At 72.6% G+C, this 20,718-nt stretch carries 20 protein-coding genes and 1 pseudogene; 11 read left to right on the forward strand and 10 right to left on the reverse strand.

Features of this window, described 5'->3' with window-relative positions; genetic code table 11:
- Positions 1-14: 14 nt before the first annotated feature.
- Positions 15-2,666 carry an FHA domain-containing protein gene (locus ACQPW6_RS06905; RefSeq protein WP_433888645.1) on the reverse strand — a complete coding sequence of 884 codons (2,652 nt, stop codon included), beginning with the start codon at positions 2,664-2,666 and terminating at the stop codon, positions 15-17.
- Between the two features lie 211 nt (positions 2,667-2,877).
- Between ACQPW6_RS06905 and ACQPW6_RS06910 the strand changes: the two genes are divergently transcribed.
- Together ACQPW6_RS06910 and serB are read left to right on the forward strand one after the other, a co-directional pair.
- Positions 2,878-4,623, forward strand: a complete 1,746-nt coding sequence (locus ACQPW6_RS06910; protein ID WP_433888646.1) for a streptophobe family protein — start codon at positions 2,878-2,880, stop codon at positions 4,621-4,623.
- A 118-nt stretch (positions 4,624-4,741) separates the two neighbouring features.
- A complete protein-coding gene (gene serB, locus ACQPW6_RS06915; protein WP_433888647.1) occupies positions 4,742-6,004 on the forward strand; it encodes a phosphoserine phosphatase SerB in 1,263 nt (420 codons plus the stop codon).
- 18 nt (positions 6,005-6,022) lie between these two features.
- Here serB and ACQPW6_RS06920 read toward each other — a convergent pair whose 3' ends face one another.
- The 4 genes from ACQPW6_RS06920 to ACQPW6_RS06935 all read right to left on the reverse strand — a co-directional run bounded on the left by ACQPW6_RS06920 (position 6,023) and on the right by ACQPW6_RS06935 (position 8,531).
- Positions 6,023-6,544 carry a SixA phosphatase family protein gene (locus tag ACQPW6_RS06920; protein WP_433888648.1) on the reverse strand — a complete coding sequence of 174 codons (522 nt, stop codon included), beginning with the start codon at positions 6,542-6,544 and terminating at the stop codon, positions 6,023-6,025.
- Positions 6,545-6,599: 55 nt separating this feature from the next.
- A complete protein-coding gene (locus ACQPW6_RS06925; protein ID WP_433888649.1) occupies positions 6,600-6,848 on the reverse strand; it encodes a hypothetical protein in 249 nt (82 codons plus the stop codon).
- A gap of 201 nt (positions 6,849-7,049) precedes the next feature.
- Entirely contained in the window at positions 7,050-7,172 is a 123-nt protein-coding gene (locus ACQPW6_RS06930) for an SGM_5486 family transporter-associated protein (protein ID WP_433888650.1), read from the reverse strand.
- 42 nt (positions 7,173-7,214) lie between these two features.
- A complete protein-coding gene (locus ACQPW6_RS06935) occupies positions 7,215-8,531 on the reverse strand; it encodes a CynX/NimT family MFS transporter (protein ID WP_433888651.1) in 1,317 nt (438 codons plus the stop codon).
- Positions 8,532-8,553: 22 nt separating this feature from the next.
- Between ACQPW6_RS06935 and ACQPW6_RS06940 the strand changes: the two genes are divergently transcribed.
- The gene (locus ACQPW6_RS06940; RefSeq protein WP_433888652.1) at positions 8,554-9,237 is read left to right on the forward strand and encodes a FadR/GntR family transcriptional regulator; all 684 of its coding nucleotides are present in this window, start codon (positions 8,554-8,556) and stop codon (positions 9,235-9,237) included.
- Positions 9,238-9,610: 373 nt separating this feature from the next.
- Here ACQPW6_RS06940 and fabI read toward each other — a convergent pair whose 3' ends face one another.
- From fabI to ACQPW6_RS06955, 3 genes are all read right to left on the reverse strand, one after another.
- Positions 9,611-10,378 carry an enoyl-ACP reductase FabI gene (gene fabI / locus ACQPW6_RS06945; RefSeq protein ID WP_433888653.1) on the reverse strand — a complete coding sequence of 256 codons (768 nt, stop codon included), beginning with the start codon at positions 10,376-10,378 and terminating at the stop codon, positions 9,611-9,613.
- Between the two features lie 5 nt (positions 10,379-10,383).
- Complete coding sequence (fabG, locus tag ACQPW6_RS06950) at positions 10,384-11,103, reverse strand: 3-oxoacyl-[acyl-carrier-protein] reductase (protein ID WP_433888654.1); 720 nt, start codon at positions 11,101-11,103, stop codon at positions 10,384-10,386.
- 120 nt (positions 11,104-11,223) lie between these two features.
- Positions 11,224-12,135, reverse strand: a complete 912-nt coding sequence (locus ACQPW6_RS06955) for a lytic polysaccharide monooxygenase auxiliary activity family 9 protein (protein ID WP_433888655.1) — start codon at positions 12,133-12,135, stop codon at positions 11,224-11,226.
- 192 nt (positions 12,136-12,327) lie between these two features.
- On the opposite strand from ACQPW6_RS06955, the gene ACQPW6_RS06960 reads away from it, so the two are divergent.
- The 3 genes from ACQPW6_RS06960 to ACQPW6_RS06970 are packed head-to-tail and all read left to right on the forward strand — an operon-like array spanning position 12,328 to position 15,808.
- Entirely contained in the window at positions 12,328-13,854 is a 1,527-nt protein-coding gene (locus ACQPW6_RS06960) for a TldD/PmbA family protein (protein ID WP_433888656.1), read from the forward strand.
- On the forward strand, positions 13,851-15,251 hold the full coding sequence (locus tag ACQPW6_RS06965) for a metallopeptidase TldD-related protein (RefSeq protein WP_433888657.1): 1,401 nt from the start codon (positions 13,851-13,853) through the stop codon (positions 15,249-15,251). The genes ACQPW6_RS06960 and ACQPW6_RS06965 overlap by 4 nt, the downstream gene beginning before the upstream one ends.
- A 5-nt stretch (positions 15,252-15,256) precedes the next feature.
- A complete protein-coding gene (locus ACQPW6_RS06970) occupies positions 15,257-15,808 on the forward strand; it encodes an RNA 2'-phosphotransferase (protein WP_433888658.1) in 552 nt (183 codons plus the stop codon).
- 62 nt (positions 15,809-15,870) lie between these two features.
- On the opposite strand, the gene ACQPW6_RS06975 is transcribed toward ACQPW6_RS06970, so the two are convergent.
- Positions 15,871-16,155, reverse strand: a complete 285-nt coding sequence (locus tag ACQPW6_RS06975) for a GlsB/YeaQ/YmgE family stress response membrane protein (RefSeq protein ID WP_433888659.1) — start codon at positions 16,153-16,155, stop codon at positions 15,871-15,873.
- Between the two features lie 241 nt (positions 16,156-16,396).
- Here ACQPW6_RS06975 and ACQPW6_RS06980 point away from each other — a divergent pair, with 241 nt between their 5' ends.
- Together ACQPW6_RS06980 and ACQPW6_RS06985 are read left to right on the forward strand one after the other, a co-directional pair.
- Positions 16,397-16,774: a DUF3099 domain-containing protein gene (locus ACQPW6_RS06980; protein ID WP_433894448.1), complete on the forward strand. Its 378-nt coding sequence runs from the start codon at positions 16,397-16,399 to the stop codon at positions 16,772-16,774.
- A gap of 172 nt (positions 16,775-16,946) precedes the next feature.
- Positions 16,947-17,189, forward strand: a pseudogene (locus ACQPW6_RS06985) (hypothetical protein); the annotation flags it as partial.
- Between the two features lie 78 nt (positions 17,190-17,267).
- Here the strand turns inward: ACQPW6_RS06985 and moaA are convergent.
- Positions 17,268-18,257 carry a GTP 3',8-cyclase MoaA gene (gene moaA / locus ACQPW6_RS06990; RefSeq protein ID WP_433888660.1) on the reverse strand — a complete coding sequence of 330 codons (990 nt, stop codon included), beginning with the start codon at positions 18,255-18,257 and terminating at the stop codon, positions 17,268-17,270.
- A 218-nt stretch (positions 18,258-18,475) separates the two neighbouring features.
- Between moaA and ACQPW6_RS06995 the strand changes: the two genes are divergently transcribed.
- The 3 genes from ACQPW6_RS06995 to ACQPW6_RS07005 all read left to right on the forward strand — a co-directional run bounded on the left by ACQPW6_RS06995 (position 18,476) and on the right by ACQPW6_RS07005 (position 20,695).
- Positions 18,476-19,477, forward strand: a complete 1,002-nt coding sequence (locus ACQPW6_RS06995; protein ID WP_433888661.1) for a DEDDh family exonuclease — start codon at positions 18,476-18,478, stop codon at positions 19,475-19,477.
- An 88-nt stretch (positions 19,478-19,565) separates the two neighbouring features.
- Positions 19,566-19,817 (forward strand): hypothetical protein, encoded by a 252-nt coding sequence (locus tag ACQPW6_RS07000; protein WP_433888662.1) that lies wholly within the window; start codon positions 19,566-19,568, stop codon positions 19,815-19,817.
- 32 nt (positions 19,818-19,849) lie between these two features.
- Entirely contained in the window at positions 19,850-20,695 is an 846-nt protein-coding gene (locus ACQPW6_RS07005) for an SURF1 family cytochrome oxidase biogenesis protein (protein WP_433888663.1), read from the forward strand.
- The last annotated feature ends 23 nt before the right edge of the window (positions 20,696-20,718 follow it).

A 20,718-nucleotide genomic window follows, 5' to 3' on the forward strand; every position in this document is an offset into this window, starting at 1 on the left:
AAGGGACTTGGCGACTACTTCCGCATGACCTCGGGCTCGTGCCGGCGCAGCAGCCGGGAGACGACGATCCCGCAGATCACGCCGAGCAGCAGCAGCACGCCGATGTCCACCGTCCAGTGCGTGGCGCTGTGCACCCACAGCGGGTCGCCCGCCGCATCCCACGGCATCACGGCGTTCAGGTTCGCGGTGACGCCGAGCGCGGCGACCGCCCAGCGGGCCGGCATCAGCCAGGCGAACTGCTCGACGCCGGGCGAGCCGTAGAGCTGGAACAGCACCCCGGTGAAGACCACCTGGACGATCGCGAACATCACCAGCAGCGGCATGGTCTTCTCGGCGGTCTTCACCAGCGAGGAGATGATCAGGCCGACCATCATGGAGGTGAAGCCCAGGCCGATGACCGAGATCGTCATCTCGACCGCGGGCTGGCTCTTCATGATGACGCCCTCGACCGGCATCTTGCGCGGCGCGAAGCCGATGCCGCAGATGATCGCGCCCTGCACGGCGGTGATCACGCCGAGCACCAGCACCTTGGACATCAGATACGCCGAGCGCGACAGGCCGGTGGCCCGTTCCCGCTCGTAGATGACCCGCTCCTTGATCAGCTCGCGGACCGAGTTGGCCGCCCCGGAGAAGCAGGCGCCCACCGCCAGGATCAGCAGGATGGTGCCGGCGTCCTTGTTGATGCCGTGCGCCTTCAGCGGCCCCGGGCCCAGGCCGCTGGCCGCCGGGATGACCACGCTCACCACACCGAGGACCGCGGGCAGGATGAACATCAGCGCGATGAAGCCGCGGTCGGAGGCGATCACCGACAGGTAGCGGCGGATCAGCGTGACCAGCTGCGGCAGCCAGGCCTGCGGCTTGGGCGGCTTGGCCGCCTGGTGCGGGATGTAGGGGGCGGCCTGCGGGGCCGCCACATCCAGCTCGGCGGCGTACATCTGGTAGTGCTGCGAGCCGCGCCAGCGGCCCGCCCAGTCGTAGTCGCGGTAGTTCTCGAAGGCGGAGAAGACGTCGGCCCAGGTCTCGTAGCCGAAGAAGTTCAGCGCCTCGTCCGGCGGCCCGAAGTAGGCGACAGAACCGCCGGGCGCCATCACCAGCAGCTTGTCGCACAGCGCCAGTTCGGCCACCGAGTGGGTGACCACCAGCACGGTGCGGCCGTCGTCGGCCAGGCCGCGCAGCAGCTTCATGACGTCGCGGTCCATGCCCGGGTCGAGGCCGGAGGTCGGCTCGTCCAGGAAGATCAGCGACGGCTTGGTGAGCAGTTCCAGCGCCACCGAGACCCGCTTGCGCTGGCCGCCGGACAGCGAGGTGATCCGCTTGTCCGAGTGCAGGTCGAGCTTCAGCTCGTGCAGCACCTCGTTGATCCGGGACTCGCGCTCGGCGCTCGCGGTGTCGCCGGGGAACCGGAGCTTGGCCGCGTACCGCAGTGCGGTCTTGACCTTCAGCTCCTTGTGCAGGATGTCGTCCTGCGGCACCAGGCCGATGCGCTGCCGCAGTTCGGCGAACTGCTTGTACAGGTTCCGGTTGTCGTAGAGCACGTCGCCCTGGTCGGCGGGCCGGTAGCCGGTCAGCGCGCGCAGCAGCGTCGACTTGCCGGAGCCGGACGGGCCGATGACGCCGATCAGCGACTTCTCCGGCACACCGAACGAGACGTCCTTCAGGATCGTCTTGGTGGTCTTGCCGTGCGGGACGGTGACCGACAGGCGGCGCGCGGAGAACGAGACGGCGCCGGTGTCGACGAACTCCTCCAGCCGGTCGCCGACCAGCCGGAAGGTGGAGTGGCCGACGCCGACGATGTCGTTCGGGCCGAGCAGGTGCCGCTGGATCGGCTGGCCGTTGACGTACGTGCCGTTGTGGCTGCCGAGGTCCACGATCTCGTAGCGGCCGTCGGGGTGCGCGCGGAACTCCGCGTGGTAGCGGGAGACCTGGAGGTCCGAGACCACCAGCTCGTTCTCCCGGGCGCGGCCGATCTTCATCACCCGGCCGAGGGCCAGCTGGTGGAACGTGGTGGGGCTGCGCTCGCTGTAGCCCTGCTGCGCGCCGCCGCCCTGCTGGGGCCGCGGCTGCTGCTGCGGCGGCGGGGGCTGCTGCGGCAGGTGCTGCTGGGGCTGCATCTGCGGCTGCCGCACGGGCGGTTGGGCCTGCGGCTGCGCCTGGGGCTGCTGGCCCCAGCCGGCCTGCTGCGGCGGCACCTGCGCGGGCGGCGCGCCCCAGCCGCCGGCCGCGGGCTGCTGCTGCGGCGGGGCGGAGGGCTGCTGGCGGGGCGGCGCGGCGGCGGCCTGTGCCTGGACCGGTGCCTGCTGCATCGGGGCCGGCGCCTGCATCTGCGCCTGCGCGTACGGCTGCCGTTCCGCCTGCGGCACCGCGGTCGCGGTGAAGCTGAGCCGGGGTCCCTCCGTCGCATTACCGAGGTGGACGGCCGAGCCCGGCCCCACCTCCGTCTGCTGTACGCGCCGGCCCTGGACGAAGGTGCCATTGGTACTGCCCAGGTCCTCAAAGACCCAACCGCGCTCCCCCCAGCGGATGGTGGCATGCCGCCACGACACCCTGGGGTCGTCGAAGACCATGTCTGCCTGCGGGTCTCGCCCAAGGCTGTACACCCGTGACGTGTCTAGCGTCCAGGTCTGACCGTTCATTTCGAGTACGAGTCCAGGCACCCCATGCCCCATGTGTTGTCCCCCGAGTAGTCCCCCTGAAGGGAGTCTAGGTATAGCGAACTTCGGGAGGAACTATTGCAGGCCCCGGTCTCGTAACAGAAAACCGCCCCATGTCGCGTTCCGGTAAGCGTTCCGCACAGGGCCGTTGACGGCGAACCGGGCCCACCCGAGAGTAGGGGGTCATCGGGTGCGTCGCGGGTGGTACGGCCTCAGGGGGACGGGCATGACCGGACGGAGCACACCATGGCCGAGCGTGCTGCTCTCGGCTGTGGCGTCGGTGAGTTGGGCGTTTCTCGGCATGGCCGGGGTGGCCGCGCTCGGACTGCATCTGCTGGGGGCCGACGCGGCCGGCTCGCTGGGGCCGATGACGGCCGCCGCGGTGGCGATGGCGGTCGGCGGCAAGGTGCACCCGACCGGCGACATCGGCGCGTTCGGGCTCAACGGCTCGCAGACGCAGGCCGCGATCGGCATCACCCCGCTCGGCGTGTCACTGGTCGGCGCGCTGCTGCTGGCCTGGGTCTTCCTGCGGTCGCTGCGCGGCGCGGGGGTGGTGGTCCGGCCGGCCGAGCTGGTGGCGCGGGTGGTCAGCACGGCGGTGCTGTTCCTCGCGGTGCTCGGCGGCCTGGCCTGGGCCGGCCAGGACACCGTGGCGATCAACGGCGGCAAGATCGCGCCGCCCAAGGGCGCCACCGACGACCTGCTGAACAAGCTGCCGGGGGTCGGGAAGATCAGCGGCGGACTGAGTGACGGGTTGCAGGGGCTGATCACCGCGAAGACGTCAGTGCGCTTCCACGTGGAGACCGGCCGGACGCTGACCGGCGGCCTGGTGTGGGTGCTGGTGGTGCTGCTGATCGCGCTGCTCGCCTCCCGTCGCAGCCCGCTGCCGGCCGGCTGGGAGGCGGTGCACCGGCTGGTCAGGCCGGCCGGTTCCGCGCTCGCGGTGGTCGGTGTGGTCGCGGTGGCCGCCGGGATCGCGGCGGCCGGCTACGCGGCGGCGACCGGTGACGAGCCCGGCCGGATCATCGGCGCCGCGCTGCTCGGCGCGCCCAACGGGGTGTGGCTGGCGATACCGCTCGGCCTGTTCGTGCCGTGGAAGGGCACGGCGTCCGGGCCGCTGGCGACGCTGCTGCCCGATCCGGTGAACCGGCTGGTGGCCGGCCATGACGGGGCCTCCATCACGCCGGGCAAGCTGGCCGAACTCGACGGCCGGGTCTGGCTGCTGCCGGTGGCCATCGCACTGATGATGCTGGTCGCGGGCGCGCTGACGGCGACCAGGACCCCGCGCGAACCCGGCGTCGGACGGGCCGGGTTCGTCGGCCGCTGCGCGCTGCGGCTCGGGGTGGCCACCGCGCTGACGCTGCCGCTGCTGGTCCAGCTCACCAGGGTCAAGGTGAACGCGAACCTGTCGGTCTTCGGGCTCGACGCCGTCGGCGCCGGGGTGGACCTGCGCGGCAGCCTGCCGCTGGCGCTGCTGCTCGGCGCGGTCTGGGGCGCGGCGGCGGGCGGGATCGGCGCGCTGCTGGCGCTGGCGACGGGCGCGGCCGGGCAGCAGGCGGCCCGGCTGGCGCTGCCCGGCGGCACGCAACTGCCGGACAAAGCGAGCCTGCCAGGCGCGACGGCCCCGCCGGACGGAACAGGCGGGACGCGGCCGGCCCCCGTGGACGCGCCCGGCCCGGTCGGGAGCGCCGGAGCGGCCGCGCCCGGCCGCGCCGGGAGCAGCGGAGGGGCAGACGACTCCAACCGCACGTATCCCGAGGTGGCCTACCGCCCGGGCCCGTACCGGCCCAGCCCCGCGTACCGTCCCGAGGAGGCCGAGCCCAACCCGTACGCCACCGGGCAACCGGGCGCCGCCGACTCCCCGACGGTCGCCGCGCCGCCCAGCCCCCGCCGCCGGCCGCCGCGCGATCCGGACGCGGCCAAGGACAAGTGGCCGGAGCCGCCACCGCCTCCGCCGCCGGTCAGGCCGTAGGGCCGGCCTCGTACGGTCCGCCGATCCGGGCGGCCGCGCGGCGGCCCGCCGGTTCACCGGTCCGCCACCCGAGACGGGTGGTGGACCCCGCGGGCTTGGCCGATACGGTGGAGGCACCATGGACGACGCCTCACAGACCACGCCTGTCGCCGCCGTTCCCGCAGCGGACGTGCCGACTCTCCTGGTCAAGATCTTCGGCAAGGACCGTCCCGGCATCACGGCCGGGCTCTTCGACACGCTCGCCGCGTACGGCGTCGACGTGGTGGACATCGAGCAGGTCGTGACCCGGGGCCGGATGGTGCTCTGCGCCCTGGTCACCGTGCCGGCCGGCCGGAGCACCGAGGGCGAGCTGCGGGCCACCGTGCACAGCTGGGCCGAGTCCATCCAGATGGAGGCCGAGATCCTCTCCGGCACCGGTGACAACCGGCCGCGCGGCGAGGGCCGTTCGCATGTGACGGTGCTGGGCCGGCCGCTCACCGCGGAGTCCACCGCGGCCATAGCGGCCAGGATCGCCGGCGTCGGCGGCAACATCGACCGGATCTTCCGGCTGGCGAAGTACCCGGTCACGGCGGTCGAGTTCGCCGTGTCGGGCGCCGATCCCGGCGACCTGCGCTCGGCGCTGTCGCTGGAGGCCGCGGCCCGCGGGGTGGACGTGGCGGTGGTCTCGGCGGGGTTGCAGCGCCGGGCGCAGCGCCTGGTGGTGATGGACGTGGACTCCACCGTGATCCAGGACGAGGTGATCGAGCTCTTCGCGGCGCACGCCGGCTGCGAGGCCGAGGTCGCCGAGGTGACCGCCGCGGCGATGCGCGGCGAGCTGGACTTCGAGCAGTCGCTGCACGCCCGGGTGGCGCTGCTGGCCGGCCTCGACGTATCGGTGGTGGACAAGGTGCGCTCCGAGGTGCGGCTCACCCCGGGCGCCCGCACCCTGATCCGTACGCTCAAGCGGCTCGGCTACCAGGTCGGGGTCGTCTCCGGCGGCTTCACCCAGGTCACCGACGACCTCAAGGAGCGGCTCGGCCTGGACTTCGCGGCCGCCAACACCCTTGAGGTGGTCGACGGCCGGCTCACCGGCCGGGTCACCGGGCCGATCGTGGACCGGGCGGGCAAGGCCCGGCTGCTGCGCGCCTTCGCCGAGCAGGCCGGGGTGCCGCTGAGCCAGACGGTGGCGGTCGGTGACGGCGCCAACGACCTGGACATGCTCAACGCGGCCGGGCTCGGCGTCGCCTTCAACGCCAAGCCGCTGGTACGGGAGGCGGCCGACACCGCGGTGAACGTGCCGTTCCTGGACACCGTGCTCTACCTGCTGGGGATCACCCGCGAGGAGATCGAGGCGGCCGACGCGCTCGACGGGGTCCCGACGGACGACGAGCCGCCCGCCTGACAGCCGTCCCCCTGAGGGCTATGCCTCGTGCGGCGTCCAGAACTCGGTGAGCCGGGCCACGCCGTGCTCGACGCCCTTCCACGAGCCGCTGAACGTCAGGACGGCGAAAGCGGCGGTCGGGAAGCCTCCGCCGGACATCCGGGCCAGCACGTCCGGCTCCGCGCTGCCGGCCAGCGCGTCGGCGAGGGCGTGCATGCCCGGGTTGTGGCCGACCAGCAGCACCGAGCCGACGTCGTCGGGGGTCTCGGTGAGCAGCGCGATCAGCTCGCCGAGGGTCGCGTCGTAGAGCCGCTCCTCGTACACCGTCTTCGGGCGGTGCGGCAGTTCGTGTGCGGCCAGCTTCCAGGTCTCCCGGGTGCGGGCGGCGGTGGAGCACAGCACGAGGTCGACGGTGACTCCGTCGTCGGCGAGGCGGCGGCCGGCGGTCGGGGCGTCCTGCCGGCCGCGGTCGGCCAGCGGCCGTTCGTGGTCCGGGACCGAAGGCCAGTCGGCCTTGGCATGCCTGAGCAGGACGATGGTGCGGGGCGAATCGACGGTCATGCCCTTCAGCTTTCCAGAAAACCCGCTGTCAGGCGCGGGGTGGGCGGTGCCGTGGTCAGAACACCTGCCGCAGCAGGTCGGGCACCGCGCCGGCCAGCCGGGCCAGCAGGTCGCCGGCGGGCTGGGCGGTGGAGGCGTCCGCGCCGCCGCCGGTGAGCAGCACCAGGAGCGCGGCGAAGCCGATCACCGGGAGCGCCACCGCCCACCACGGCAGCCGGGTCTGTACGCCGCCGGGTGCCGGCTTGCCGGCCCGGTCCGCGGCGTTGTGCTGCCGGGAGTACAGGTGCGGGGACTGCGTGGTCACGGTGACCGCCTCCGTGGTGAGCCGTCGAAGTGCCGTTGTCTTGACTGCACTTCGACGCTACGGGGACGGAGCGGGCGGTCCCATCCGGTCGTCCACCCACTTGACCCTGACCCTGGCCCCCTAGGGATGGTGGGGTTGTCCCCACCCCCGTCCCGGGGTCGGGCCCTGAGTGGCCGGGGTCCGGCGCGGGCGGGCGGGGGGTCAGCCCATCCGGGCGGCGAAGGTGGCGATGACGGCGACCAGCGCGGGCACCCCCATCATCAGACCGAAGATGATCAGCAGACGCCGCTGGGGCTGCGGGGGGTTCGGCTCGAGTACGGGCATGGATTCAGTCTGGCACCGGGCCTCCCGCGGCCCGCACCGGGGTCATAGTTCGTCTTCGATGTACCGGTTCCGCCCGGCCAGCACCCCGCACACCAGCTGCGGGACCATCAGCGCGGCCATCAAGGCGATCGGCAGGTCCCAGCCGCCGCTGTGCTGGTAGAGGGTGCCGACCAGGATCGGGCCGGGGATGGAGAGCAGGTAGCCGGTGCTCTGGGCGAACGCCGACAGGCTGGCGACCCCGCCGCCGGTCCGCGAGCGCATGCCGATCATCGTCAGGGCGAGCGGGAAGGCGCAGTTGGCGACGCCGAGCAGCAGCGCCCACAGGTAGGGGGCGGCGGCCGGCGCGGACCACAGCCCGGCGTAGCCGGCCAGGCCGAAGGTGCCGAGCACGGCGACCAGCGGGCCCTGCGTCGGCATCCGGGCGGCGAGTGGCGGCAGGACGAAGGACAGCGGCACCGCCACCACCATGGTGACCGCGAGCAGCAGGCCCGCCTGGCCGGCCGAGATCCCGGCGTCGCGGAAGATCTGCGGCATCCAGCCCATGGTGATGTAGGCGGCGGTGGCCTGGAGGCCGAAGAAGCAGGCCATCGTCCAGGCGGTGCGGCTGCTGGTGATCCGGCCCTGGACGCCGTGGTCTGCCCTGTCTGGTGTGGCGGGCTCGGCCGACCTGGTGGCGGTCGGGCCGGCCGCCGGGGCGCGGAGCCTGGCCAGCGGCGCCCAGACGACCACCGCGACGGCGGCCAGCAGTGCCCACAGGCCGAGGCCGAGCCGCCAGCTGTGGCCCATGGAGTCGGCGAGCGGCACGGTGACGGCGGCGGGCAGCGCCGTGCCGAACGACAGCGCCATCGAGTACAGGCCGGTCATGGCGCCGACCCGGTCGGGGAAGTAGCGCTTGACGATGACGGGCATCAGCACGTTGGAGACCGCGATGCCGCCGAGCGCGAGGGCGCTGGCGGCCAGGAAGACCGGGCTGCCGCCGGCCAGCGGGCGGAGCAGCAGTCCTGCGGTGATCGCGGCCATGCCGGTGCAGACGACGGCGCCGGGACCGTACCGGCGGGCCAGCCGGGGCGCGGCGAAGCCGAAGAGCGCGAAGCAGGCGGCCGGTACGGAGGTGAGCAGGCCGGCCATGGTGCCGCTCATGCCGAGGCCGTCACGGACCTCCTTCATCAGCGCGCCGAGGCTGGTGACCGCGGGGCGGAGGTTGACGGCGGCCATGATCAGGCCGGCGACCAGGAGGCGGCGCTGCCAGGGCGTGAGAGCCGGCGCGGGGGCCGGTCCCGGGGCGGCCGGTATCGCGGTGTCCGCGTCCGGTGCCGGGGTCTTCAGGGGGTCCAGGGTGAGGTGGTCGTCGGCTGGCATCACACCATCATAGAATGATGGGATGAATCTCGGACCTGTGACCCGCCCCACCTCGCTCGCCGACCAGGTCATCGGCCGGCTGCGCGCGGAGATCGCCGGCGGAACGTGGCCGGTGGGCACCCGCATCCCGACCGAACCCGAGCTGGTCGAACGGCTGGGGGTGGCCCGCAACACCGTCCGCGAGGCGGTCAGGGCGCTGGCGCACAACGGCCTGCTGGACATCCGGCAGGGCTCGGGCACGTATGTGGTGGCGACCAGCGAGCTGGCCGGGGTGATGCGCGGGCGGTTCGCCGACGCCGACCCGCTGCATGTGGCCGAGCTGCGCAGCTCGCTCGAAGCCACGGCGGCCGGGCTCGCGGCGCGCCGCAGGACCGGGCACGACCTGGCGCAGCTCGACGAGCTGCTGGAGCGCCGCGAGCGGGCCTGGGACTCAGGCGAGTCGGAGGCTTTCGTGGAGGCGGACGCGGCGCTGCACACGGCGGTGGTGGCCGCCTCGCACAACGACGTGCTGACGACCCTCTACGCCGACCTCGGCGAGGTGCTGCGGGACTTCCTCCGGGCCGACGTCGGCCCGCAGCTGCGCCCGGCCGACCACCTCGACCACGCCCGGCTGGTGGCCGCGATCCGCTCCGGCGACACCGCCACAGCCACAGCCGAGGCCCGGGACCACGCCTTCCACTGCCGCTTCACCGCTGCGCTCGGCTGATCCCCCGGCCGCGCCCCGTCCGCGCTCCGGTTGCGCCCCGGTCGAGCCCCAAAGGGGCGCGGGGAACTGCGCGACCAGCCACAGCGCGCCTGCAGGCGGCCCGCAGACCCAGCCACTTGCGGTAGTTCCCGGACCACCCGGCCGGTGGGGGCTGGTCGAGCAGTTCCCCGCGCCCCTGGTGATGCCGGGGTGAATCGCGCCCACGCGACGGAGCCGCAAATCGACAACAGCCCCGCGCCCCTGAAAACCTGGCGTGGCCGGGGACGGCCGGCTCGCGCCCGCGCGGCGGAGCCGCACACCCGACAACAGCCCCGCGCCCACGCGGCGGGTCACCGGGCGCGGCCCCGTGACCCCGCGAGCGCGCCGCAGGCGGCTACGCGCCGATGGCGTGCACTCCGCCGTCCACGTGGACGATCTCGCCCGTCGTCTTCGGGAACCAGTCGGAGAGCAGCGCCACCACGCCGCGGCCGGCCGGCTCCGGGTCGGACATGTCCCACTCCAGCGGGGAGCGGTGGTTCCAGACGTCCGCGAGGTCGGTGAAGCCGGGGATGGACTTGGCGGCCATCGAGCCGATCGGTCCGGCCGAGATGAGGTTGCAGCGCACGTTCTGCTTGCCCAGGTCGCGGGCCAGGTAGCGGGAGGTGGCTTCGAGGGCCGCCTTGGCCGGGCCCATCCAGTCGTACTGCGGCCAGGCGAACTGCGCGTCGAAGGTGAGGCCGACGACCGCGCCGCCATCGGTCATCAGCGGCAGGCAGGCCATGGTGAGCGACTTCAGCGAGAAGGCCGAGACGTGCATCGCGGTGGCGACGGACTCGAACGGAGTGTTGAGGAAGTTGCCGCCGAGCGCGTCCTGCGGGGCGAAGCCGATGGAGTGCACGACACCGTCGAGGCCGCCGAGCTCCTCGCGGACCAGCCCTTCGAGCCGCCCCAGGTGCTCGGCGTCGGTCACGTCGAGCTCGATGACCTTGGCCGGCTTGGGCAGCTTCCTGGCGATCCGCTCGGTGAGGGTGGGCCGCGGGAAGGCGGTCAGGATGATCTCGGCACCCTGCTCCTGGGCCAGCCTGGCGGTGTGGAAGGCGATGGAGGACTCCATCAGCACACCCGTGATGAGGATGCGCTTGCCGTCGAGGATTCCGCTCATGGTGATCAGTGACCCATGCCCAATCCGCCGTCAACGGGAATGACGGCTCCAGTGATGTACGAGGCGTCGTCGGACGCCAGGAAGCGCACCGCCGCGGCGATCTCCGCCGTCTGCGCGTAGCGGCCGAGCGGCACCTGGGCGACGATGTCCGCGCGCTGCTCGTCGGTGAGCGCCCGGGTCATGTCGGTGTCCACGAAACCGGGCGCGACGACGTTGAACGTGATGTTGCGCGAGCCGAGTTCGCGGGCCAGCGAGCGGGCGAAGCCGACCAGGCCGGCCTTGGAGGCGGCGTAGTTGGCCTGGCCGGCCGAGCCGAGCAGCCCGACCACCGAGGACACCAGGACGACCCGGCCCTTCTTGGCGCGCAGCATCCCGCGGTTGGCGCGCTTGACCACCCGGAAGGTGCCGGTGAGGTTGGTGTCGAGTACGGAGGTGAAGTCCTCCTCCGACATCCGCATCAGCAGCTGGTCCTTGGTGATGCCGGCGTTGGCGACCAGCACCTCCACGGTGCCGTGCTTGTCCTCGATCTCCTTGTAGGCCTGCTCGACCTGCTCGGTGTCGGTGATGTCGCACCGCACCGGCAGCACGCCGAGCTCGGTCAGCTCGGCGGGCGGCTCTCCCGAGCGGTAGGTGATGGCGACCTTGTCGCCCGCCTCTGCGAATGCCCGGGCGATGGCGAGGCCGATGCCCCGGTTTCCTCCGGTGACGAGAACCGAGCGGCTCAACGGATCACTCCTCAGTCGTGAGTATCTCCGTGAAAAGCTATCGGTCCGCGCACCGATCCGGGGAATCGGCCCCGACAGGCCGGTCGGCCGGTCCCTGTGGGATTCCTACAGTGGACGCCGTCAGCCCTTGCTGCGGGCGGCGGACCGGCGGCGGCTGTAGAACAGCAGCCCGACGGCTCCGGCGGCCAGCACGGCGCTGCCCGACAGCGCGGTCTCCAGGGTTGCGACGGCCGGCCGGGTGGCCGCCACGTCGCTGGTCGGAAGGTCGGCGGTGGCCGAGGTGACGGCCGTGTCACCGCCGTGGCCGTGGTGGCTGACGGTCGACCTGGACGCGCCGGCGGCGATCTGCGCGTCGGTGGGCGCCTGGGGTGCCGCGGCGGCGGCCGCCTGGCCGGTCTGGCCGAAGACGACATCCGCGCAGCCGTAGAACGCCTCGGGGCTGTCGCTGCGCTGCCACACCTGGTAGATCAACTGGCGGCCGGTCCTGGCCGGCAGCGTGGCGTTGAAGGTGTAGTAGCCGCTGGTCTCGGTGTTGGCGGTGTTGTAGACGGCGATCGGCGTGTCGTCCAGGTCCGACCACTTGAGCGGCTTGGTCGGGTCGTAGCCCGCCTTGGTGATGTAGAGCGTCATGGTGCCGCGGTGCGGTGCGGTCACCCGGAAGCTGATGCTCTTGGTGCCGGCCGTGACCGGGGTGGCCGGCCAGTCGGTGCGGGCCCAGTCCAGCGCCCGGTACTTGTCGCGGTCGGCGGAGCAGAGGTGGCCGTCGGGGATGATCGTCCGGCTCTGGCCGTTGGCGTTGGCGATGTTGACCTCGTTCCAGTCGTACAGCGGCTGGGTGCCGCTGTCGGCGACGAGGTCCTTGCAGACCTGCGAGACGGGGTGCTCGGGGCCTTCCGCGTAGCAGGCGGAGATCCGGCTGACGGGGGTGTTGAGCGCTCCGTGCGCGCTCGCGGTGACGGGGGTGAGGCCGGCGATCGCCAGGGCGGCGGCGCCGATCACGCCGCCTGCGGCGGCTTTGTGACGTACTGACATGTGGGGGGACTCCTAGCCGAGAGTTGGCAGAGACCTGACAGTCCTATGAGCATAGGATTGGCCTAGACCAACCTCAAGGCCCCTTACGTCATTGGCCGGTGGAAAACGTACGGCCCGGTGTCGGTGCGACGTGGTTCACTGCCGTTACCTGTCGAAGCCGGACCAGCCGAACGGGAAAAGGGGAAGTTCGCCGTGCCTCATGAGGTCGATCAGTCATTCCTGGCGCTGCCGACGCGGGCGCTCGCCGACGCGGCGCTCGCCCGGGCCCGCGCGCTGGGCGCCGACCACGCGGACTTCCGCCTGGAGCGGGTGCGCACCGCCGAGTGGCGGCTGCGGGACGCCCGCCCGGCGGGCAGCTCCGACACCACGGACCTGGGCTACGCGGTCCGGGTGGTGCACGGCGGCGCCTGGGGGTTCGCGTCGGGGGTGGACCTGACGATGGACGCGGCGGCGCGGGTGGCCGCCCAGGCGGTGGCCATGGCGAAGCTGTCGGCGAAGGTGATCGCGGCGGCCGGCTCGGCCGGCGGCGGGCGGGTGGAGCTGGCCGAGGAGCCGGTGCACGCCGACCAGGTGTGGGTGTCCTCGTACGAGATCGACCCGTTCACGGTGCCGGACGCGGACAAGACGGCGCTGCTCGCCGACTGGAGCGCCCGGCTGCTCGCCGCCGACGGCGTGACCCACGCGGACGCCGGGCTGATGACCGTCCACGAGAACAAGTTCTACGCCGACACCGCCGGCACCACGACCACCCAGCAGCGGGTCAGGCTGCACCCGGCGCTGACCGCCACCTCGATCGGCGACGACGGCGCGTTCGACTCGATGCGCACCCTGGCGCCGCCGGCCGGCCGCGGCTGGGAGTACCTGACCGGCACCGGCTGGGACTGGGACAGCGAACTGGCCCGGATTCCCGAGCTGCTGGCCGAGAAGATGCGCGCGCCCTCCGTCGAGGCGGGCAGCTACGACCTGGTGGTCGACCCGTCCAACCTGTGGCTGACGATCCACGAGTCGATCGGCCACGCCACCGAGCTCGACCGCGCGCTGGGCTACGAGGCGGCGTACGCGGGCACCTCGTTCGCCACCTTCGACAAGCTCGGCTCGCTCACGTACGGCTCGCAGCAGATGAACGTGACGGGCGACCGCACCGTCGAACACGGCCTGTCCACGATCGGCTTCGACGACGAGGGGGTGGCGGGCCAGTCCTGGGACCTGGTCAAGGACGGCGTCCTGGTCGGCTACCAGCTGGATCGCAGGATCGCCCGGCTGACCGGCTTCGAGCGCTCCAACGGCTGCGCCTACGCCGACTCCCCCGGCCATGTGCCGGTCCAGCGGATGGCCAACGTCTCGCTGCAGCCGGCCCCTGACGGCCCCTCGACCGAGGAGCTGATCGGCGGCGTGGAGCGCGGCATCTACGTGGTCGGCGACCGCTCGTGGTCGATCGACATGCAGCGCTACAACTTCCAGTTCACCGGGCAGCGGTTCTTCCGGATCGAGAACGGCCGGCTGGCCGGGCAGCTCAAGGACGTCGCCTACCAGGCGACCACCACCGACTTCTGGGGCTCGATGGAGACCGTCGGCGGCCCGCAGACCTATGTGCTCGGCGGCGCGTTCAACTGCGGCAAGGCCCAGCCGGGCCAGGTCGCGGCGGTCAGCCACGGCTGCCCGTCGGCGCTGTTCCGTGGCGTCAGCATTCTCAACACCACCCAGGAGGCCGGGCGATGAGCGGGACGACGACGAAGCCGCACGAGATCGTCGAGCGGGCGCTCGCGCTGTCCACCGCGGACGGCTGCGTGGTGATCGCCGACGAGGAGTCCAGCGCGAACCTGCGCTGGGCGCGCAACGCGCTGACCACCAACGGCGTCACCAGGGGCCGCCGGCTGACGGTGATCGCCACCGTGGACGGCGGGAAGGGCACCGCCTCGGGTGTGGTGTCCAGGTCCGCGGTCACCGCCGACGACCTCGAACCGCTTGTGCGCGCCGCCGAGGCGGCCGCCCGTGAGGCCGGCCCGGCCGAGGACGCGCAGCCGCTGGTGCGGGGCGGCCAGGCGTCGGCGGACTTCACCGAGTCACCGGCCGAGACCAACTCCGAGGTGTTCGCGGCCTTCGCCCCCGCGCTCGGCGAGGCGTTCGCCGCGGCCGGCTCCGCGGGCCGGGAGCTGTACGGCTTCGCCTTCCACGCGCTGACCTCGACGTATCTGGGCAGCTCCACCGGGCTGCGGCTGCGGCACGACCAGCCGACCGGCACCCTTGAGGTCAACGCCAAGTCCCCGGACGGCACCCGCTCGGCCTGGGCGGGCGCGGCCACCCGGGACTTCACCGACGTCGACCCGCGGGCGCTGGACACCGACCTGGCCCGCCGGCTGGCCTGGGCCGAGCGCCGGATCGAGCTGCCCGCCGGGCGGTACGAGACGCTGCTGCCGCCGTCGGCCGTCGCCGATCTGATGATCTACCAGCTCTGGTCGTCCGGCGCTCGGGACGCGGCCGAGGGCCGCACGGTCTTCAGCAAGAAGGGCGGGGGCGGCGGCACCCGGGTCGGCGAGAAGCTGTCCCCGCTGCCGCTGACCCTGCGCGGCGACCCGGCGGAACCCGGCCTGGAGTCGGCGCCGTTCGTGATCGCGCACGCCTCGGAGGAGAACGCCTCGGTGTTCGACAACGGGCTGCCGGTCGAACCGGTGGACTGGATCCGCGAGGGCACCCTGCAACGGCTGCCGGCCACCCGGCACGGCGCCGGGCTCACCGGGCTGCCGGCCACCCCGGCCCCGGACAATCTGGTGCTGGACGGCGGCAGCGGCAAGTCGCTGGACGAGATGGTCGCGGCCACCGAGCGCGGCCTGCTGCTGACCTGCCTGTGGTACATCCGCGAGGTCGATCCGGCCACCCTGCTGCTCACCGGCCTGACCAGGGACGGCGTCTATCTGGTGGAGAACGGCGAGGTCAGCGGGGTGGTCAACAACTTCAGGTTCAACGAGTCCCCGGTGGACCTGCTGGGCCGGGCCACCGAGGCCGGCCGCACCGAGCGCACCCTGCCGCGCGAGTGGAGCGACTACTTCACCCGCGCGGCGGCGCCCGCGCTGCGGATCCCGGACTTCAACATGAGCTCGGTCAGCCAGGGGGTCTGACGGTGATGCCCGACGAGAAGCGCGCGGTGAAGGTGTCGAAGTTCCTGTCGCTGGTGCTGCGGCACCAGCCGGAGGCGGTCGGCATCACCCTCGACGAGGCCGGGTGGGTGGACGTGGACGTGCTGATCGCCGCGTGCGCCGCCCGCGGCCGTCGCTTCTCCCGGGCCGAGCTCGACCACGTGGTGGCGAACAACAACAAGAAGCGGTTCGCCTATTCGGATGACGGCCGGCGGATACGGGCCAGCCAGGGCCACTCGGTCCAGGTGGAGCTCGGCCTGCCCGCCGCCACTCCCCCGGCGGTGCTGTACCACGGCACCGCGACGGCCACGCTGCCACTGATCCTGCGCGAGGGGCTCAAGCCGATGTCCCGGCAGGACGTGCACCTGTCGGCCGATCTGGAGACGGCCGTACGGGTCGGTGCCCGGCACGGCCGTCCCGCGGTGCTCGTGGTGGACGCGGCGGGGCTGGCCGCGGCCGGCCACACGTTCCGGGTCAGCGCGAACGGGGTCTGGCTGACCGACCTGGTGCCGCCGCGGTGGCTGCGGCACCAGCCCTGACCTGCGCCGGCCAGGGCCGGGGCCCGGTCCGGCCGGGCGGTCCGGTCAGGGCCGGGGCCCGGTCAGGCCCGGGTGGTGCTGCGGTTCCTGCCCTTCATCATCGACCAGAGGGCGTCACCGATCGCCACCACGACGACCGCGCCGATCAGCTGGAGCACATGCCGGGTCCAGTCGAACCCCTTGGTGTCGTTGACGCCCATCCAGGTGGACACGGCGTTACCGAGCACGCTGCCGCCCATACCGCAGATGACCGTGGCCCACAGCGGCAGCGCCTGCTTGCCCGGCAGGATCGCCTTGGCGATCAGACCAAGGACCAGACCGACGATGATCGCCCACAACCAACCCATGTCACTCGCCTCCTCGCGTCCGGGCGGAGCCCGGCACTCGTGCCGTCAGTCTCCGCCCGGCTCCACTACGCCGCATGTCGGAGCGGGCCGTCCGCAGGACGGCCCGCTCCCCGCGCCGCAACGCGGCCGGTACCCGCCCTGCTGATCGGGGTGCCCGCGGCGTACCGTGGTGACGATGCCGGGCGGGCGCTGCGACCTGTGGACAGGGCAGCCGGGCCTGAAGAGCGGGCGGTGGATGGCGATGCGGAAGCAGGACGGGCCTGAGGTCTTCCAGATCTCCGGGGCACGCACCGGGCTGACCGAGGACGTACGCGGTAGGCAGCGGCGGTACATCATCTCGATGTCGATCCGCACCCTCTCGGTGATCCTCACCGTGGTGCTGTGGAACGTGGAACGGCCGCTGGCCTGGGCGATGCTGGTGCTGGGCTTCGCGCTGCCGTACGTGGCGGTGGTCTACGCCAACGCGGGCCGGGAGAACGCGCCGCAGGCGCCCTCCTCCTACATTCCGCCGCCGGTCCGCCCGGCCCTCGAGCCGACGAACGTCGAGAAGGCGGAGACGGCGGAATCCGCGGCGGAGGCCGGCTGGGAGCCGACGGCGGAGCACTCCGAGTCCCGCTGACCGACAGGTCCCACACACGTTGTACCGAACCTCAAGAAAACCTCAGATCAATCATGGGGTTTCCCTCCCGCGAGCGCTTGGCCGCATGACATACTTCGTACGCGCTCCGCATCCCCCGTCGGAGCGACGGACCGACGCCGGGCGGCTCCCCCCGTGGCTGCCCGGCGTCGCCATGTTTACTGGGTCCGTGAACCCTGTGAACACCGACGAGCCGCCGATCTGCTCGGCCAAGGACTGCCGCACCGCCGCCGTATGGGTGCTGGCCTGGAACAACCCCAAGATCCATACGCCGGAGCGGCGCAAGACCTGGCTGGCCTGCGACGAGCACCGCGAGCACCTGTCGCAGTTCCTCGGGATGCGGGGCTTCCTCAAGGGCGTGGTGCCGCTCGCGCAGTGGGAGTCGCACGCGGGGACACCGGCGGGCGGTCCGGCCACCGAGGCCGACGGGACCACCGGGACGGCCGGGACCGGCGGAACCGCGGAGGGCGGCGGCTCAGCCGCCGATGGCTGACATCGGGCGGTCCGGCTGGAGGAACGCCGGGTCGTCCAGCCCGGAGCCGGCCTTCTTGCCCCACATCGCCGCCCGCCACAGCTCGGCCATCCGGGCGTCGTCGGCGCCGGAGCGCAGCGCTGTGCGCAGGTCGGTCTCGGTGCGGGCGAACAGGCAGTCCCGCACCTGGCCGTCGGCGGTCAGCCGGGTGCGGTCGCAGGCCCGGCAGAACGGGCGGGTGACCGAGCCGATCACGCCGACGCGGGCCGGGCCGCCGTCCACCAGCCAGCGTTCGGCCGGGGCGGAGCCGCGTACCGACTCGCCCTCGGGAGTGAGCGTGAACTGCTCGCCCAGCGCGGTGAGTATCTCCTGCGCGGTGACCATGTCGGTGCGCTGCCAGCCGTGCTGGGCGTCCAGCGGCATCTGCTCGATGAAGCGCAGCTCGTAGTCGTTCCGCACGACCCAGCGCAGCAGGTCGGGCGCCTCGCCGTCGTTGATCCCGCGCATCAGCACGGTGTTGACCTTCACCGGGGCCAGTCCGGCGGCGCTCGCCGCGGCCAGCCCGGCGATCACGTCATGGTGCCGGTCGCGGCGGGTGAGGGTCTTGAAGACCTCGGGGCGCAGGGTGTCCAGCGAGACGTTGATCCGGTCGAGCCCGGCCTCGCGCAGCGCCTGGGCGGTGCGGGCCAGCCCGATCCCGTTGCTGGTCAGCGAGAGCTTGGGGCGCGGCTCCAGTTCGGCGCAGCGCCGCACGATGCCGACCAGGCCCGGCCGCAGCAGCGGCTCGCCGCCGGTGAAGCGGACATGCCGGACGCCGAGGTCAGTGACCGCTATCCGCACCATCCGGACGATCTCGTCATCGGTCAGCAGGTCGGGCTTGGCCAGCCACTGCAGGCCCTCCTCCGGCATGCAGTACGTGCAGCGCAGGTTGCACCGGTCGGTGAGCGAGACCCGCAGGTCGGTGGCCACGCGTCCGTACGTGTCGATGAGCACGGGCTGCTCCTTCCCTGCCTGGGGTGGCGCGAAGGGCGCCGCCGTCCTTCCAGCGTATGTCCAGGTGCCGACAGTGCGGCCGGCCCCGGCTTTGCGCGCAGCGTACGCGATCCGGCCATTGTGCAACAGTTTGTTGAAATGGGCGAGGGCCGGGTGCCGCCGCGGACGTCAACACGCGGGAGCCGCCGGGGAGCTGTCGGTGCCGAGCCGTATCCTCAATGACCATGCTGGACAACCTGACCGAGCCGCCTCCGCCGTCCCCGTGGCCTTCCGGCTACCCCGACGGCTACGCAGTGGTCGACGTGGAGACCACCGGACTCGGCAGGGACGACCGGATAGTGTCCGCCGCGGTGTACCGGCTCGACTCCCGCGGTGAGGTGCAGGACCACTGGTACTCGCCGGTCAACCCGGAGCGCGACCCCGGTCCGGTGTGGATCCACGGCCTCACCGGCGCGATGCTCGCCGACGCCCCGCTCTTCCCCGAGATCGCCGCCGAACTGGCCGAACGGCTGGCGGGCCGGGTGCTGGTGGCGCACAACGCGGTCTTCGACTGGTCGATGCTGGCCCGCGAGTACGCCAGGGCCCGGTCGGCCGCACCGGTCGAGCACCGGCTGTGCACCATCGTGCTGGCCAAGGAGCTGCGACTGCCGCTGGCCAACCACAAGTTGGCGTCACTTGCCGCGCACTACGGGGTGCGGCAGCGCAGGGCGCACCACGCGCTCGACGACGCCCGGGTGCTGGCCGAGGCGTTCCGGCCCAGCCTGCACATGGCCGCCGCCGAGGAGCTGCCGCTGCCGCTGCACGCCTGCCGGCCGCTCACCGAGTGGACCGAGAACCCGGCGCCGGTCCCGGCCGCGCGCTACGGCGCCCTCCACGGCTCCGGCTACCGCACCTGGCGCCCGGCCCGCCGGCGGCCGGTCTGCCCGTACCCCAACCCGGGCCGGCTGGCTCCGGACGGGCCGCTGGTGCAGGGCATGCGGGTCGCCTTCTCCGGCGACACCGGAACAGACCGGGAGCTGCTGGAGGACCGGGCCACCGACGCGGGCCTGCATGTGGCGTCGAGTGTCAGCCGGCTCACCAGCCTGCTGGTCACCAACGACCCCGACTCGTTCACCACCAAGGCGGCCAGGGCCCGCGAGTACGGCACCCCGGTGATCCCCGAGCAGCGCTTCACCTCGCTGCTCGAAGCCGTCACCCCGGCCTCCGGCGTGCACGGCTGACGGCGGCGGCCCGCCGTTCGGGTGGGTCTGCGGCAGCCCGCCAGCGGTTCGCGTTGCCGTCGCCGTCGCCCGGCCGCAGGGTGCAGGCATGGCCCGATGTGAGGTTTGCGGCAACGACTACGTCATGAGCTTCGAAGTGCACGCGCAGGGCGCTGTACACGTCTTCGACAGCTTCGAGTGCGCCATCCACCGGATGGCCCCGATCTGCGAGCACTGCCGGGTGCGGATCGTCGGCCACGGCGTGGAGGTGGACGGCCGCTGGTACTGCGGCGGCCACTGCGCGAAGTCCGAGGGCGGCTCCGGGATCGTGGACCGGATCGGCTCGGTCACCCCCGCCTGAGCCGCCGTGGGACCGAGTTGTACCGTCGTGGGGTGTACCGCTTCCTATGGTCCCGGCAGTGGGTGTTCCTCACCCTGCTCGGTCTGGTCATGATCCCTGTGATGATCAGACTGGGCTTTTGGCAGCTGCACCGCCATGAGCACCGGGTGGCGAACAACCGGATCATCGCGACCGCGCTGAAGGCCGCGCCGGTCCCCGTCGAGTCGGTCACCCACCCCGGCGCGGTGCTCCCGCACAGCGATCTGTACCGCTCGGTGAGCGCCACCGGCCGGTTCGACACCGCGCACGAGGTGGTCGCCCGGCACCGCACGGCGGGCAACGACGGCTCCGACGACGACTCGGGCGGCGGCGAGGAGATCGGCTACCACGTGATCACCCCGCTGGTGCTCGCCGACGGCCGGGCCGTTCTGGTCAACCGCGGCTGGATCCCGGCCGGCGACGACCCGACCGCGTTCCCGAAGATCACCCCGCCGCCGTCGGGCGAGGTGACGGTCACCGGCCGGCTGCGCCCCGACGAGACCACCTCGGAAACCGGCATCCACAACCGCAAGGGCCTGCCCGACCGGCAGGTCATGCTGATCAGCAGCACCACCGAGGCGGCCGACATGCCGGAGAAACTGCTCTCCGGCTACATGGAGCTGGTCTCCACCACCCCGAAGCCCGGCCCGCACCAGCCGAACCTGATCGGGGCGCCCGACCACAGCAGCATCGGCCCGCACATGGCCTACGCGATCCAGTGGTGGCTGTTCTCCGCCATGGTCCCGGTCGGCTGGGTGGTGCTGCTGCGCCGGGAGCGCGCGGAGCGGATCGAGCAGCGCAAGAAGGCCGCGGGCGAGGCCCCGCAGGAACCGGAAGACGCCACTCCGGTCGCGGTCTGAGCCACCGCCGGGCACGCTGTGCA

The organism is Streptomyces sp. CA-111067 (assembly GCF_050956065.1).
Taxonomy (GTDB): Bacteria; Actinomycetota; Actinomycetes; order Streptomycetales; family Streptomycetaceae; genus Actinacidiphila.

What these genes read in the sequence shown, in the direction of transcription:
- ACQPW6_RS06905 (WP_433888645.1), bottom strand. Translation starts at nt 2,666, where the DNA reads ATGGGGCATGGGGTGCCTGGACTCGTACTCGAAATGAACGGTCAGACC.
- ACQPW6_RS06910 (WP_433888646.1), top strand. Translation starts at nt 2,878, where the DNA reads ATGACCGGACGGAGCACACCATGGCCGAGCGTGCTGCTCTCGGCTGTG.
- serB (WP_433888647.1), top strand. Translation starts at nt 4,742, where the DNA reads ATGGACGACGCCTCACAGACCACGCCTGTCGCCGCCGTTCCCGCAGCG.
- ACQPW6_RS06920 (WP_433888648.1), bottom strand. Translation starts at nt 6,544, where the DNA reads ATGACCGTCGATTCGCCCCGCACCATCGTCCTGCTCAGGCATGCCAAG.
- ACQPW6_RS06930 (WP_433888650.1), bottom strand. Translation starts at nt 7,172, where the DNA reads ATGCCCGTACTCGAGCCGAACCCCCCGCAGCCCCAGCGGCGTCTGCTG.
- ACQPW6_RS06935 (WP_433888651.1), bottom strand. Translation starts at nt 8,531, where the DNA reads ATGCCAGCCGACGACCACCTCACCCTGGACCCCCTGAAGACCCCGGCA.
- ACQPW6_RS06940 (WP_433888652.1), top strand. Translation starts at nt 8,554, where the DNA reads ATGAATCTCGGACCTGTGACCCGCCCCACCTCGCTCGCCGACCAGGTC.
- fabI (WP_433888653.1), bottom strand. Translation starts at nt 10,378, where the DNA reads ATGAGCGGAATCCTCGACGGCAAGCGCATCCTCATCACGGGTGTGCTG.
- ACQPW6_RS06955 (WP_433888655.1), bottom strand. Translation starts at nt 12,135, where the DNA reads ATGTCAGTACGTCACAAAGCCGCCGCAGGCGGCGTGATCGGCGCCGCC.
- ACQPW6_RS06965 (WP_433888657.1), top strand. Translation starts at nt 13,851, where the DNA reads ATGAGCGGGACGACGACGAAGCCGCACGAGATCGTCGAGCGGGCGCTC.
- ACQPW6_RS06970 (WP_433888658.1), top strand. Translation starts at nt 15,257, where the DNA reads ATGCCCGACGAGAAGCGCGCGGTGAAGGTGTCGAAGTTCCTGTCGCTG.
- ACQPW6_RS06975 (WP_433888659.1), bottom strand. Translation starts at nt 16,155, where the DNA reads ATGGGTTGGTTGTGGGCGATCATCGTCGGTCTGGTCCTTGGTCTGATC.
- ACQPW6_RS06980 (WP_433894448.1), top strand. Translation starts at nt 16,397, where the DNA reads ATGCGGAAGCAGGACGGGCCTGAGGTCTTCCAGATCTCCGGGGCACGC.
- ACQPW6_RS06995 (WP_433888661.1), top strand. Translation starts at nt 18,476, where the DNA reads ATGACCATGCTGGACAACCTGACCGAGCCGCCTCCGCCGTCCCCGTGG.
- ACQPW6_RS07000 (WP_433888662.1), top strand. Translation starts at nt 19,566, where the DNA reads ATGGCCCGATGTGAGGTTTGCGGCAACGACTACGTCATGAGCTTCGAA.